General features: G+C 71.1%; 13 protein-coding genes. 4 read left to right on the top strand and 9 right to left on the bottom strand.

Annotated features, from left to right (window positions below; all coding sequences use genetic code 11):
• Positions 1-70: 70 nt before the first annotated feature.
• The 4 genes from OG956_RS22020 to clpS form a co-directional block, all read right to left on the bottom strand.
• Positions 71-493, bottom strand: coding sequence for a M67 family metallopeptidase (locus OG956_RS22020; RefSeq protein ID WP_330339703.1), 423 nt, complete (start codon positions 491-493; stop codon positions 71-73).
• Between the two features lie 189 nt (positions 494-682).
• The gene (locus OG956_RS22015) at positions 683-2,116 is read right to left on the bottom strand and encodes an amino acid permease (protein ID WP_330339702.1); all 1,434 of its coding nucleotides are present in this window, start codon (positions 2,114-2,116) and stop codon (positions 683-685) included.
• Between the two features lie 354 nt (positions 2,117-2,470).
• Positions 2,471-3,076, bottom strand: a complete 606-nt coding sequence (locus tag OG956_RS22010) for a DUF2017 domain-containing protein (RefSeq protein WP_330339701.1) — start codon at positions 3,074-3,076, stop codon at positions 2,471-2,473.
• 42 nt (positions 3,077-3,118) lie between these two features.
• Positions 3,119-3,436 (bottom strand): ATP-dependent Clp protease adapter ClpS, encoded by a 318-nt coding sequence (clpS, locus tag OG956_RS22005; RefSeq protein ID WP_330339700.1) that lies wholly within the window; start codon positions 3,434-3,436, stop codon positions 3,119-3,121.
• A gap of 57 nt (positions 3,437-3,493) precedes the next feature.
• Between clpS and OG956_RS22000 the strand changes: the two genes are divergently transcribed.
• Both OG956_RS22000 and OG956_RS21995 read left to right on the top strand, forming a co-directional pair.
• Complete coding sequence (locus OG956_RS22000) at positions 3,494-4,822, top strand: nicotinate phosphoribosyltransferase (RefSeq protein WP_330339699.1); 1,329 nt, start codon at positions 3,494-3,496, stop codon at positions 4,820-4,822.
• 116 nt (positions 4,823-4,938) lie between these two features.
• The gene (locus tag OG956_RS21995) at positions 4,939-5,532 is read left to right on the top strand and encodes a nicotinamidase (RefSeq protein WP_330339698.1); all 594 of its coding nucleotides are present in this window, start codon (positions 4,939-4,941) and stop codon (positions 5,530-5,532) included.
• Between the two features lie 76 nt (positions 5,533-5,608).
• Here OG956_RS21995 and OG956_RS21990 read toward each other — a convergent pair whose 3' ends face one another.
• A complete protein-coding gene (locus OG956_RS21990) occupies positions 5,609-5,929 on the bottom strand; it encodes a hypothetical protein (RefSeq protein WP_330339697.1) in 321 nt (106 codons plus the stop codon).
• Positions 5,930-6,050: 121 nt separating this feature from the next.
• The gene (locus tag OG956_RS21985; RefSeq protein WP_330339696.1) at positions 6,051-8,408 is read right to left on the bottom strand and encodes an immune inhibitor A domain-containing protein; all 2,358 of its coding nucleotides are present in this window, start codon (positions 8,406-8,408) and stop codon (positions 6,051-6,053) included.
• Positions 8,409-8,706: 298 nt separating this feature from the next.
• Here OG956_RS21985 and OG956_RS21980 point away from each other — a divergent pair, with 298 nt between their 5' ends.
• Positions 8,707-8,952: a hypothetical protein gene (locus OG956_RS21980; RefSeq protein ID WP_330339695.1), complete on the top strand. Its 246-nt coding sequence runs from the start codon at positions 8,707-8,709 to the stop codon at positions 8,950-8,952.
• Between the two features lie 87 nt (positions 8,953-9,039).
• Here OG956_RS21980 and OG956_RS21975 read toward each other — a convergent pair whose 3' ends face one another.
• Both OG956_RS21975 and OG956_RS21970 read right to left on the bottom strand, forming a co-directional pair.
• Complete coding sequence (locus OG956_RS21975) at positions 9,040-9,795, bottom strand: RDD family protein (protein ID WP_330339694.1); 756 nt, start codon at positions 9,793-9,795, stop codon at positions 9,040-9,042.
• A gap of 125 nt (positions 9,796-9,920) precedes the next feature.
• Positions 9,921-11,690: an RDD family protein gene (locus OG956_RS21970; protein WP_330339693.1), complete on the bottom strand. Its 1,770-nt coding sequence runs from the start codon at positions 11,688-11,690 to the stop codon at positions 9,921-9,923.
• 235 nt (positions 11,691-11,925) lie between these two features.
• Here OG956_RS21970 and OG956_RS21965 point away from each other — a divergent pair, with 235 nt between their 5' ends.
• On the top strand, positions 11,926-12,339 hold the full coding sequence (locus OG956_RS21965; RefSeq protein WP_330339692.1) for an SsgA family sporulation/cell division regulator: 414 nt from the start codon (positions 11,926-11,928) through the stop codon (positions 12,337-12,339).
• Positions 12,340-12,355: 16 nt separating this feature from the next.
• Here the strand turns inward: OG956_RS21965 and OG956_RS21960 are convergent, their stop codons facing one another.
• Positions 12,356-13,762, bottom strand: coding sequence for an FAD-binding oxidoreductase (locus OG956_RS21960; RefSeq protein WP_330339691.1), 1,407 nt, complete (start codon positions 13,760-13,762; stop codon positions 12,356-12,358).
• Positions 13,763-13,825: the final 63 nt, after the last annotated feature.

Here is a 13,825-nt window from a genome sequence, read left to right as displayed (position 1 = left end):
GGCCCGCATGCCGGAGTGTGATCCCGCATCCCGGACGGATTTCGTCCGAAGCGCGAGACCAGAACCGCGACTAGTAGGCCTCCACGATCCTGACCTCCTCCTCGGTGACCTCCCCGTCCACGATCCGGAAGGAGCGGAACTGGAAGTCGCCGAGGTCGTCGGTGTCGCGGGTGGAGACCAGGACGTAGTGGGCGCCGGGCTCGTTGGCGTAGGAGATGTCGGTGCGCGAGGGGTAGGCCTCGGTGGCGGTGTGGGAGTGGTAGATGACCACCGGCTCCTCGTCGCGGTCGTCCATGTCGCGGTAGAGGCGGAGCAGGTCGCCCGAGTCGAACTCGTAGAAGGTCGGCGACATCGCCGCGTTCAGCATGGGGATGAAGCGCTCGGGACGGTCCGAGCCCGCCGGGCCCGCCACGACGCCGCACGCCTCGTCGGGGTGGTCCTTGCGCGCGTGGGCGACGATCTGGTCGACGAGGGCCTGGGTGATGGTCAGCATGCTCGTCAGGATAAGCAGGAAATCAAAAGGGGCCGCGCGAAGGGCGTCAGGCAGGGCGGTGGCGGGAGACGGGCGGGCCGTTCCGTACCGAGAGGTGGTACGGAACGGCCCACATGGCGGACGTCCTGAGCGGCAGCCGCGAACGGGGCGCCACGAGAGCCCCGTGCGGCTGGACGTCCTCGGAGAGGGTCAGCGCTTCCTGAAGGCCGCGGCGTCCGGGTTGCGGCGCCGGAGCGCCCAGTAGGAGACGCCGAGGATCGCGGCCCACAGCGGAGCACAGTAAAGCGAGACCCGGGCGTCCTTGTCGATACCCATCAGTACGATCACCATGAAGATGAAGGCCAGCGCGACGACGCTCGTGTACGGCGCTCCCGGCGCGCGGAACTCGCTCTGCGGCAGCTCCCCGCGGTCGGCCCTGGCCCGGTAGCGGATCTGGCAGAGCAGGATGACGATCCAGGCCCACATGCCGGAGATGGTCGCGAAGGAGACGACGTAGTCGAACGCCTTGCCCGGCCACTGGTAGTTGATCCAGACGCCGACCAGCATCAGCGCGGCGGAGAACGTGGTGCCGGCCAGCGGGGTACCGCTGCGCGTCAGCCTGGTGAAGAACTTCGGGCCCTGGCTGTTGAGCGCCAGGTCGCGCAGCATGCGGCCGGTGGAGTACATACCGGAGTTGCAGGAGGACAGCGCGGCGGTGAGCACGACGAAGTTCACGATGCCGGCGCCGGCGGCGAGGCCCATCTTCTGGAAGGCGGCCACGAAGGGGCTCACGCCGGGGTGGAAGTTGGTCCACGGCACGACCGACAGGATCATGATCAGCGCGCCGACGTAGAACACGGCGATGCGCCACGGCACGGTGTTGATCGCCTTCGGCAGCACCGTCTTGGGGTCCTTGGACTCACCCGCGGTGACGCCGACCAGCTCGACGGCGAGGAAGGCGAACATGACCATCTGCAGGGTCATCAGGGTGTTGCCGACGCCGTGCGGGAAGAAGCCGCCGTCGCTCCACAGGTGGCTCACGGACGCGGTGTCGCCGGCGTCGGAGAAGCCGATGGTCAGGATGCCGGCGCAGATCAGGATCATGCCGATGATCGCGGTGACCTTGACCATGGAGAACCAGAACTCCAGCTCGCCGAAGAGCTTCACGGAGATCAGGTTGGCGCCGTACAGCACGACCGTGAAGACCAGGGCCGAGACCCACTGCGGGACGTCGAACCAGTACGTCATGTAGGCGGCCGCGGCCGTGACCTCGGTGATGCCGGTGACCACCCAGAACAGCCAGTACGTCCAGCCGGTGACGAAGCCCGCGAAGGGGCCGATGAACTCGCGCGCGTACTCCGAGAACGAACCCGACACCGGGCGGTACATCAGCAGTTCGCCGAGTGCCCGCATGATCAGGAAGATGACGAGGCCCGCGACCGCGTAGGCCAGGATCAGGCTCGGTCCCGCCTTGGAAATGCCCTTGCCCGCGCCGAGGAACAGGCCGGTGCCGATGGCACCGCCGATGGCGATCATCTGGATCTGCCGGGCCCCGAGCCCGCGCTGGTATCCCTCGCCGCCCTCGCTGTCGGCCGGCGCGGCTTCCATGCCGTCGCGATGCTGGTCGACCTGCGCTGAGGTCATGTGTGGTGCGCCTTTCTCCATGCCGACCCGGGCCTCACCTCGGCCTCGGACCGGGTTTCGATCCCCCCGGATTGCTGGAGCGAGCGGGCCCGGCTTCGCCGGCTCCGCTGAGCCTGGCCGACGGTCGTCGGCTCGGTGGCGCACCCGGCCGGACATGGGTGGCGTCGGCCGGGCGATCGTGAAGATTTATCACGGCCGCAACAATGATCACAGCGGTCGATTGTGGCGCAGCCCACAGGAAGAAGCGGACAGACGATGCACTGAACGGGCAAACCAGGCCGCAACGGTGACGGGATCGTTATCCGGATTTGAGCGTCCGCTGAGCGAACAATCGAGCACCGTAAAATGCCCGGTTTACGGCATCAGTGTGTGGACGAGGGTCTCCTGGAGGCCGCCGAGCCACAGATACGCCATCAGCATCGGCTTGCGCGGGTCCTCGTCCGGGAGCCGGTAGAGCAGGTCGGTGTCGTCCTCGTCGGTGATCTCCAGCCGGATGCCGATCGCGAGGCGCAGGTCGTTCAGGGCGCCGAGCCACCGCTGGGAGTCCTGGGGCGTCAGCTTCAGCACCGCGCCGCCCTCGTCCACCGGGGCGAGGGCGTCCAGGGCGCGGATCACCGCGAGCGCGTTGTCCCGCTTGCCGGCCCGCAGGTCGTTCTCGGTGTAGCGGCGGAACTCGGCGGAGTGGGCCCGCCGCTCCTCGGCCTCGGCGGGCGAGTGCGGCGCCTCCTCCGGGTCGCTGTAGGCGTCCGGGAAGAGCCTTTGGAGCACCGGGTCGGCGGGCGGTTCGCTCGGGCCGTCGGCGAACAGCTCCGCGAGCGGGTCCTCCGGGCTGTCCGCGCCGGGGCCGGGGCCGATGAGCTCCAGCAGCTGGACGGCCAGCGAGCGGATGATCGAGATCTCGACGGCGTCGAGCGCGACGGCCGCGCCACCGCCGGGGAGCGGTTCGAAGTGTCCGGGCATGTAAGTGAGTTCGCTACTTCCGGTGCGGCGGACGGGGTCGGGTCATTTGCGGTCCTGCTGGAGGGTGGCCCACAGACCGTAGCCGTGCATCGCCTGCACGTCGCGTTCCATCTCCTCGCGCGTCCCGCTGGAGACGACGGCCCGGCCCTTGTGGTGGACGTCGAGCATGAGCTTGGTGGCCTTGTCCTTGGAGTAGCCGAAGTACGTCTGGAAGACGTACGTCACATAGCTCATGAGGTTGACCGGGTCGTTGTGCACGATGGTGACCCAGGGGACGTCGGGCTCGGGTACGGCGAAGACCTCCTCCGCCGACTCGGGGCGTTCGATCTCTACGGGCGCGGGTGACGTCACACTGCCCATGCTGCCACGGAGCCCGGAAATCGTCACACCGACGAAAAGGGAGTACGATCCAGCACTATGAACACAGCGGACCTTGGGCTGCCGGTGAACGTTCCCTCGACGGCGCTCTTCACGGACCAGTACGAGCTGACGATGCTGCAGGCCGCGCTGAAGGGCGGTACGGCCGAACGGCGCAGCGTGTTCGAGGTCTTCTCCCGGCGGCTGCCGGAAGGACGCCGCTACGGCGTCGTGGCGGGCACCGGGCGCGTCCTGGACGCGGTGGAGAACTTCCGCTTCGACGAGGGCGTCCTCGGCTTCCTGCGCGAGCGGAAGATCGTCGACGAGGAGACCCTGGCGTGGCTCGCCGGCTACCGCTTCAGCGGTGACATCTGGGGCTACCCGGAGGGCGAGGTGTACTTCCCCGGCTCGCCGATCATGCGCGTCGAGGGCTCCTTCGCCGAGTGCGTGCTGCTGGAGACGGTGATCCTGTCCATCCTCAACCACGACTCCGCGATCGCCGCCGCGGCCTCCCGGATGGCCTCCGCCGCCGGGGACCGCCCGCTGATCGAGATGGGCGCCCGCCGCACCCACGAGCTGTCCGCGGTCGCCGCCGCGCGCGCCGCGTACGTCGGCGGCTTCGCGACCACCTCGGACCTGGCGGCCGGCTTCCGCTACGGCATCCCGACCGTCGGCACCTCCGCGCACGCCTTCACGCTGCTGCACGACCGCGAGCGGGACGCCTTCCGGGCCCAGGTCGACAGCCTCGGCCGGGGCACCACCCTGCTCGTGGACACCTACGACGTCGCCGAGGCCGTCCGTACGGCGGTGGAGGTGGCCGGCCCCGAACTGGGCGCCGTCCGCATCGACTCCGGCGACCTGCTGCTCGTCGCGCACCGGGTCCGGCAGCAGCTGGACGAGCTGGGCGCCACGAACACGAAGATCGTCGTCACGTCCGACCTGGACGAGTACGCGATCGCCTCGCTCGCCGCCGCCCCCGTGGACGCGTACGGCGTCGGCACGCAGCTGGTCACCGGCTCCGGGCATCCGACCTGCTCCATGGTCTACAAGCTGGTCGCCCGCGCCGAGTCCGGCGACCCCGGGGCGCCGCTGGTGCCGGTCGCGAAGAAGTCCAGCGGCGGCAAGACCTCCATCGGCGGCCGCAAGTGGGCGGCACGCCGGCTGGACGAGGACGGGGTCGCTCAGGCCGAGGTCGTGGGCACCGGGCCGGTGCCGGCGGAGCTGACCGACCGGCAGCTGCTGGTCCAGCTGGTCAAGGGCGGGGACATCGTCGCCCGGGAGCCGCTGGACGTGCCCAGGGACCGCCACAAGGCCGCCCGTGCGAACCTGCCGCTGTCCGCGACCCAGCTCTCCCGGGGGGAACCCGTCATTCCGACGGAGTACGTCTGAGGGGACTCGGGTAGCCAGAACGGGACCGCCGCCCGCCCCCGTCCGACGCCCTCTCCCGTACGGGCCCGTAAGTCTCTAGGCTCAGTTACTCCATTCACAGTCGAAGGACACCCACCATGCGCCGCGCCTTGATCGTCGTAGACGTGCAGAACGACTTCTGCGAGGGGGGCAGCCTCGCGGTGGCCGGAGGTGCGGACGTGGCCGCCGCCATCACCGAGCTGATCGGCCAGGCGGCGGGCTCCGGATACCGCCATGTGGTGGCCACCCGGGACCACCACATCGCGCCCGGCGGTCACTTCGCCGACAACCCGGACTTCGTCCACTCCTGGCCCGCGCACTGCGTCGCGGGCACGGAGGGGGTGGGCTTCCACCCCAACTTCGCCCCCGCCGTCGCCTCCGGCGCGGTCGACGCGGTCTTCTCCAAGGGCGAGTACTCGGCCGCCTACAGCGGCTTCGAGGGCAAGGAGGAGAACGGCGTCCCGCTGGCGGACTGGCTCCGCGCCCGCCACATCGACGAGGTCGACGTGGTCGGCATAGCAACCGACCACTGCGTGCGGGCCACCGCCCTGGACGCCGCCAGGGAGGGCTTCCGCACCCAGGTGCTGCTGGACCTCACGGCGGGGGTCGCTCCGGAGACGACGGAGCGGGCGCTGGAGGAACTGCGGGAGGCGGGGGTCGAGCTCACCGGCAAGCCGGTGGTGAGCGGTTAGGGACGCGTTCCGAAGGGGCGCGGGGAACGGCGCGGGCAGCCACGGCGGACCCGCACCCGAACCGCGCGCCCCACGGCTACCGCACCACCGCCGACCTGCGAAGGAGCGCTCTGATCGGGTGCCACAGCTCGTTCACCATGACACCGTTGCCGGCCGGTGCCGTGCGCCATATCAGGCCGTCCGGGTGGTGCAGTACCGCCGTGATCTCGTCCGGCGTCGGGGGCGCGGCGTTCCCCCGCAGGTAGATGGCGCGCAGCCCCAGGTTGCGGAGCCTGGTCAGGGCTCGGGCGCGGTTCTGGGCGTGCACCAGGACCCGCACCCCGGCGGAGTCGTAGGGCAGGTTCAGTGCCACCACGACCGTGCCGTTCGGCAGCTTGCAGAAGCCTCCAGCGGCCATGCGGTCACATCCCCGTTTCGGTCGGTGTCAATAAGCGGTCCACAGGACGCACCTAAACACGATCGACGGCGACCCGCCAAGGGGTCGCCGTCGATACGCCTCTGACCTGCGAAAACGCGGACTACTTCACCGCAGGGCCGACCTTCAGCAAGATCGTCGAGCCGTTCCTGGCCTCCTTGACGATCGCGATCTTGGTGTTGGTGTCAGTGACCTGCACACCCGCGGTGGGGTTCGACGGGTCGTAGTAGGTGCTGGTGTGGTCGTTGAAGACCGGAACACCCTTCGACGCCTTGATCACCGTCGGGACGTCCGCCTTGTGCAGCGTGACGCCGTCGGTGCCGTACAGGCTGAACGGCGAGTCGTAGGCCTGGATGCGGCCCCGGATCAGTGTGCCGTCGGACCACTTCAGCGCCTTCGGGTGCGAGTCGACCGGCAGGATCAGACCCGAACCGGGGTGTCCGTTCGCGCTGTTGGTGTTGTTGTCCGCCTGGGAGGTGTCCCACTTCCAGATCAACAGGCCGTTCTGGTACGGGTAGTGCTCCACCCAGTCGGGGCGCGAGGCGAAGCCGAAGTTGTACGGACCCGTCTTCAGGGTCTTGTCGTACGACACGTACTGCCGGTTCTCGGCGATGTAGTACTGCTTGTAGTCCTTGGTGAAGGACGCGCCGATGCGGGAGAAGCCGTCCGCGGTCCAACCGGCGTCCTGGGTCTCGGCGTTGTCGGAGAAGACCGGGGTGCTGTCGGCGGTCACGGTGATCTCGTCGGCGGTGAAGCCGTTCTCCGCGACACCGCCGTCGGTGGCGTAGCGGAAGCGCAGGTCGATCTTCTTGCCCGCGTAGGCGTCGAGGGAGTACGACAGCTTCTTGTGCGTCTGCGAGAAGCCGGTCAGCGCCGGCTTGCCGCTGCCGTCCTTCGGCAGGGCCCGGCCGTCCGCCGTGCCGTCCAGCGCGGTCCAGTTGGCGCCGCCGTCCGTGGACACCTCGGCGTACAGGTAGTCGTAGCCGTCCTCGATGGCCCACCAGCCGTCCAGGTCCAGCTTCGCCGAGGACTTGCCGGTCAGGTCCACGGTCCGGGTCAGCGTGTTCTTCAGGTCGTTGCCGCTGCCGCTCCACCACTGGGTCCTGCCCTCGGCCGGCTCGGTGATCGTGGTGGTGACCGCCTTGTCCGGCAGGGTGACCACGAGGGCCTGCTTGTCCCAGGTGTTGTACTCGGCGATGCCCAGCTTGTGCGTGGACTGGGTGCCGGCCTTGGCGGTGTCGTAGTTCAGCCAGCCCAGCTGCAGCTTGTCCCAGGCGTTGAGGTCGCCGGGCAGGTCGCCGATGGACTCCTTGCCGGTGCCGAGCCAGGAGCCGGAGGACATCAGGGTCCAGAAACCGGTGGAGTTGTCGCCGCCCGCGGTGTCGTACTCGTCCGGCAGGCCGAGGTCGTGGCCGTACTCGTGGGCGAAGACGCCGAGGCCGCCGTTCTCCGGCTGGATGGTGTAGTCGCCGACCCAGACGCCGGTGTCGCCGACCTGGGCGCCGCCGAGCTTGTTGTTCGCCGGGCCGGTCGCGCCGGCGTCGGTGCCGAAGGCGTACCAGCGGTGGGCCCAGATCGCGTCCTTGCCCTGGGCGCCGCCGCCCGCGGACTCGTCCTCGCCGGCGTGCACGATCTGGAAGTGGTCGACATAGCCGTCGGGCTCGTTGAAGTCGCCGTCGCCGTCGTAGTCGTAGCGGTCCCACTGGTCGTACTGGGCGAGGTCCTTCTTGATGTCGGCGTCGGTCTTGCCGGCCGCCTTCTGCTGGGCGACCCAGGCGTTGAGACCGTCGCTGACGATGTTCCAGACGCTGGAGCAGTTGGTCTGGCCGCAGGCGTTGTTGCCGTAACGGGCCTCGTTGTAGGGGACCTTGACCCAGTCCGTGACCTCGCCGTCCACCGAGTAGCGGCCCGAGGACTGCTTCTCGTAGTACTTCTTCAGCGACTGGGTCTTCTTGCCGGTGCCGAAGTAGAGGTCCTGGTAGTGCTGCCGGTTGTAGTCCTTCTGCCAGGCCGTGGAGTTGTCCTTCGTACGGTCCGGCGCGGCGATCCGGTTGTGCAGCGGGCCGGGGGTGCCGCCGTACCTGGGGTCGGTCCGGTCGCCGAACTCCACCAGGATCGTGAAGATCTTGTCGGTCTTCTCCCGGCTCAGCTCGACGTACTTGCTCCTGCCCTTGCGGCTCTTGAGCGCCACGACCTTGGAGCCGTCGCGCTCCTGCGCCTTGGCCTTGCCCGAGATGAGCTGGCTGAGCGCCTCGCGGCGCTGTGCTTCCTGGGTCTTGCTGAGCGGGCCGTCGAGGTCGTGCGCCCGCTGCTTCACCGGGGCCGGGTCGTGCCGGTTGACGGCAGCGGGCCCGGTCTGGGTGCTCGCCTGCGCGACGGCGAACGTGGCGAACGTGGCGGAGGCCGCCGCGAGCGTCACGCCGATCGCGGCCGCTCTGAACGTCCAGGATCTGCTGGTCACTTGAGTTCCTCCCCTGCGCCTGTTCGGCGCATGCCAAGTGACGTCATTTGACTAGACGTTGGGAGGAAAAAACAGATCTTGACTTGCTCAGGTCGAATGCACTACGCCCAGCCGACGATTCCTTTACGAATCTGCTCGCGGACTATGCCTCCACCCCATGACTCCGTGCGCCCCCTGTGCACCGGTACCGTGGGTTAGGTCACGCTTACCAGGCGTCCGGGTCGGGCATGCACGCGAAGAGAGACCAATGGCGCCCCATCCGAAGAATCCCCCGAAGCCTTCCTAGGACACGATTGCCATGCCTCGTCCGACTGCCGCACAGCTCGTTTACGGTTCGTGCACCGTGATCTTCTCGACGCTCGCCATGCTGCTGCTGTCCCGGACGAGTTCGGGCGTCGGGGTCGCCGTCATCGCCCTCGTGGCGCTGGCCCTCGGGCTGCTCGTGGCGATGACGGTGCCGCTGCCGAAGGCGCGTACGACCGAGGCGCCGGCCGGGGCCGCCGAGCAGGCGCACCAGGAGCAGCGGGTGTCCACGGCCCTGTGAACGGCCCGGTGAACGGCCCGCGGGCACAAGAAGGCGGCGGCTCCGTGACGTTCGCGAAGCCGCCGCTCTCCTGTGCGCCGCCGGTGCTCAACCCGTGCTGACCACCACCGTCTTGGCCGCCTTGTCGTGCAGCCCCTGCTTGTAGGGCTTGTCGAAGTAGCTCCAGCCGCCGCAGATCGCCGTCCAGATGCAGGCGCAGCAGAAGGCGAACGGCACCCACAGCACCACGGAGCGGACCAGGTTGGTCTGCACCGAGGGGGTGGCGCCGTCGTCCAGGTTCGCCACCCGCATGCGGAACCACTTCTTGCCCAGGGTCTGGCCGTACCGGCTCATCATGAACGTGTCGTAGGCGATGTACAGCACGGCGGCGACGACGGACTGCGCGACGGACCGGCCGACCTCCACGTGGTTGTCGTCCACGGTGTACTCGCGCACCCCGAACGCCCACGTCAGCAGCCAGACGACGATCCCGACGAGCACCATGTCGACGATCCGCGCGAGCGTCCGCTTGCCGCTGTCGGCGAGCGGGGGCATGCCGGCGAGCGGATCACTGGGATAACCGCCGGGGCCGGTGCCGTAGGGGCCGGTGCCGTAGGGGCCACCACCGTAGGGCCCGCCGCCGTAGGGCCCACCGCCGTAGGGGGGAGGCTGGCCGCCGCCGGGGGGCGGGGGCTGGCCGCCGCCCGGGGGCGGGGGCTCGCCGCCGGGCGGAGGGGGCTGCTGGGCGTCGCCGTACGGGGTCTCGTCCGGCGCGCCCGACCCCTGGTCCGACGGGGGCCGCTTCCTGAACGGGTCGTCCTCGGGGCGCTGCTCTCCGGAGCCGGGGGGCGGTTCGCTGCTCATGGCCCGAGTGGACCGCGAACACCCCGGCTCCGCATCCGGCGGACCGCCGGACGGGGGACGGGGGGACGGGGACGGGGGGCGGGGACGGGGGCCGGGAGGTGCGGCCTGCCGGCCCCTTCCCCGGCTCAGCCCGCGACGAAGGTGTGGGCCGCCTTGTCGTGCCAGCACTGGTGCCAGGGCCGGTCGAACAGGCACCAGAGCACGCCCACGATCCCGATGCCGAGCAGCCCGGGCACGCTGTAGACCAGCCAGCGGCGCAGCGCTGCGCCGAAGGCCGGGGGCTCGTGCGCCTCGATGTCCCGGACCTCGAGACCGAGCAGCTTCTTGCCCAGGGTGCGGCCCCACCTGGCGGTCGGCAGCACCTCGTAGCCGACCCCGGCCAGCAGCAGGACGGCGAGCACGATGCCGAGGCTGGTGCCGGTCGTGCCGTCGAGCAGCCAGACGGTGACCTCGCGGCCGGACAGCCTGGCCGCGTCGATCTTCTGCTGGATGTGGTCGGCCGCCCTGAGTCCGAGCGGCACGGCGGCGGCGGCCGTCACGGCGCCCACGACCAGGGTGTCGATCAGCCGGGCGGCGAACCGCTTGCCGAGTCCGGCGGGACGGGCGGCGGCCTGTCGGCGGGCGGCCGCCTGGAACGGGTCCTCCACCGGCGGCTTCCACGGCGCCACCGGCTGCTCGTCCCCGCCGCCGGCCAGCTGGTGCACCTGCTGCGCCCAGGACGCCTGCCCACCACCGGGCCCGCTGGTCACCGGGGTGACCGGGGCGCCGCCCTGCGCGGGCACCGACGGGGCCACGGCCGCCTGCGCGGGCTGTGCGGACTGGGCCTGCGGGGGTGTCTGCGCGGCGGCACGGGCGGCGGCTGCCTTGCCGGCCCCGAAGCCGGAGCCTGCGGCGGGCGACGCCGTCGCGGGGTCGGCGGGAGAAGACTGCGCCGGGGAGGCGGAGGAGGCCTGGGAGGTCGGTGACGCCGGTGCCGGTGAGGCCGGGGAGCCGACGGGACCCTGCGGCCCGAAGCCGCCGGGTGCGGCGCCGTCGCCGTCGGCGGGTGCGGCGAAGCCGGGGCCCTGGGGCGCCCCGTGCGGGCCGAAGCCGGAGCCCGCGGCGGGGTCCGCGCCGGAGGCCGGGGCGCCGGAGGTCTGCGGGGCGGACGCGGGCTGCGCGCCCCGCCGGGCCTGGCCCGGTACCGGACGGAACGTCATCGTGCCGTCGTCCTTGACCGCGGCGGGTCCCGGGACCGGGCGGCGGAAGATGAAGGTGCCGCCGGGATCCTGGTCGTCACCCTCCCCCGGCGCGGTTGAGGCCGCCCCGTCGGGACGGCCGCCCTGGCCGCCCGGCCGGGACGAGCCCGCCGCGGGCACCCGCGGATCGGCGCCCCAGGCGGCTCGCCCGTCACCGCCGCCATGCCCACCGGCACCGGGCTGCCCGGCACCGTGACCACCGGCCCCGGCACCGGACGCGCTAGCACCCTGTCCGCCGGGCCCCGCCTGACCGCCGGTACCCGAAGCGCCACGCCCCGCCTGACCGCCGGCGCCCTGTCCGCCGGCCTCCGCCTGCGCCGCCGCGCCCTGCTCGCCGTACCCGGCCTGCCCCGGGCCGCCGTGCGCGTCGGCGTTCCAGGCTCCCGGAGCGGCCTGGCCGTCGGATGTCCACGCGCCCGCGCCGGCCGGCTGCGGGTCCTCGTCGAAGAAGTGGGGGCCCGTCTCCTCGACGGCCGGGACCGCGGGGCGGATGCCGGGCGGCGGGACGAGCCGTTCGCCGTCCTTCGGCGCCGGGCGGCTGGTGCCGGGCACCCAGGAGGCGCCGTTCCAGTACCGGACGTATCCGGGGATGGACGGGTCCGGGTAGTAGCCCTCGCGGGGCCTGTCGTCACCTGGGGCCGGGGTTGGGGCGCTCATGTCCGTCGTCCCGTATCTGCTCGGGGGTGGGATGGGGGCCTCCACATCTATCAGACCGTGGGCACCCGCAGCGCCAGTCCCGCAGGACCCACCCCTTTCCGGGCAATGCCGTACCGGTGTCCCGCGCGCCGGTGAAAAAAATGTCCCCGAACCCGCGTAATGGCGCAGCCCCCGCTCGCTCTCCCTCTGCGCGGGCCCGGTCCGAGCGGCCCCCGGATGAAAGGAACAGCAGGTCATGCATCACACCGTGGTGGAGCGGGAGCTGGAGATGAGTCTCGTCCTGTCACCGGAGCGGAGCGTCCCGGTGCCGGCCCGGCTGAGCTACCGGTCCGATGATCCGTACGCCGTCCACTTCTCCTTCCACATCAACTCCGACCGCCCCGTCAACTGGACGTTCGCCAGGGACCTCCTGGTGGAGGGGGTGTTCCGGCCGTGCGGGCAGGGGGACGTGCGGGTGTGGCCGACGAAGACGGACGGGCGCAGTGTCGTGCTGATGGCGCTCAGCTCCCCGGACGGGGACGCGCTGCTCCAGGCGCCGGTCCCGCAGGTGTCGGCCTGGCTGGAGCGCACGCTGCGGGTCGTGCCGCCGGGGACCGAGGGCGGGCAGCTCGGCATCGACGACGCGCTCGGCCAGCTGCTCGCCCAGTGAGCCCCGGTTCCCCGGTTCAGAAGAGCTTGCCCGGGTTGAGGATGCCGAGCGGGTCGAAGGCCTGTTTCACGGCCCGCTGCATCTCGAGCCCGACAGGGCCGATCTCCCGGGCGAGCCACTCCTTCTTCAGCACGCCGACGCCGTGCTCGCCGGTGATGGTGCCGCCGAGCTCCAGGCCGAGGGCCATGATCTCGTCGAAGGACTCGCGGGCCCGCCGGGACTCGTCGTCGTCCTGGGCGTCGAAGCAGACGGTGGGGTGGGTGTTGCCGTCGCCCGCGTGGGCGCAGACGCCGATGGTCAGGCCGTACTTGGCGGCGATCCGCTCGACGCCTTCCAGCATGGCGGCGAGCTGCGAGCGGGGCACGCACACGTCGTCGATCATCGTCGTGCCCTTGACCGCCTCCAGCGCGGTCAGCGACAGCCGCCGGGCCTTGAGCAGCATCCCGGACTCGGCCGCGTCCTCGGCCGGGACGACCTCGGTGGCGCCGGCGGCCGCGCACAGGGCACCGACGGCGGCGAGGTCGGCGGCCGGGTCGGGGGTGTCGAAGGCGGCCAGCAGCAGCGCCTCGGTGGTCTCCGGCAGGCCCATGCGGGCGAGGTCGTTGACCGCCTTGACGGTCGTACGGTCCATCAGTTCGAGGAGGGACGGGACGTGACCGCCCTCCATGATCCGGCACACGGCGTCGCAGGCGGTGGCCGCGGAGGGGAACTCGGCGGCCAGCACCAGCTGCTGCGGCGGCTTGGGCTTCAGCGCGAGCACGGCGCGTACGACGATGCCGAGCGAGCCCTCCGAGCCGACGAACAGGCGGGTGAGGTCGTATCCGGCGACGCCCTTGGCCGTGCGGCGGCCGGTGGACAGCAGCCGGCCGTCGGCGAGGACGACGTCCAGACCGAGCACGTACTCGGCGGTGACGCCGTACTTCACGCAGCACAGGCCGCCGGAGCCGGTGCCGATGTTGCCGCCGATGGTGCACATCTCCCAGCTGGAGGGGTCCGGCGGGTAGTACAGGCCGTGCTCCTCCACCGCGCGGGACAGGGTCGCGTTGATCACGCCGGGTTCGACCACGGCGATACGGTCGACGGGGCTGATCTCCAGGATGCGGTCCATCTTGGTGAGGGACAGCACGATGCAGCCGTCGCTGGCGTTCGCGGCGCCGGACAGGCCGCTGCGGGCGCCCTGCGGGACCACCGGCACGCGCAGCTCGCTCGCGACGCGCATGACGTGCTGGACCTGCTCGACGGTGCGCGGCAGGACGACGACGGCCGGGGCGCCGGCCGGGCAGAAGCTCGCCATGTCGTGGGCGTAGGCGCCGGTGACGTCGGGGTCGGTGAGGACGGCCTCGGCGGGCAGGCCGGCCAGGAGCCGGTCGGTGAGAGTGCCGGTCGCCTCGTCGCGTGGGGCTTCGATACGGCTCATGATCACAAGGTTCGCACTCCCGGCCACCGGTGTGAACCCCGCCGGGCCGCACGCCGTCCGGGCTCCGGC

The sequence above is a fragment of the Streptomyces sp. NBC_00557 genome, assembly GCF_036345995.1.
Lineage (GTDB): Bacteria > Actinomycetota > Actinomycetes > Streptomycetales > Streptomycetaceae > Streptomyces.
Note: the sequence above shows the minus strand (reverse complement) of the source record. Positions and strands in the feature narration are given on the sequence as shown.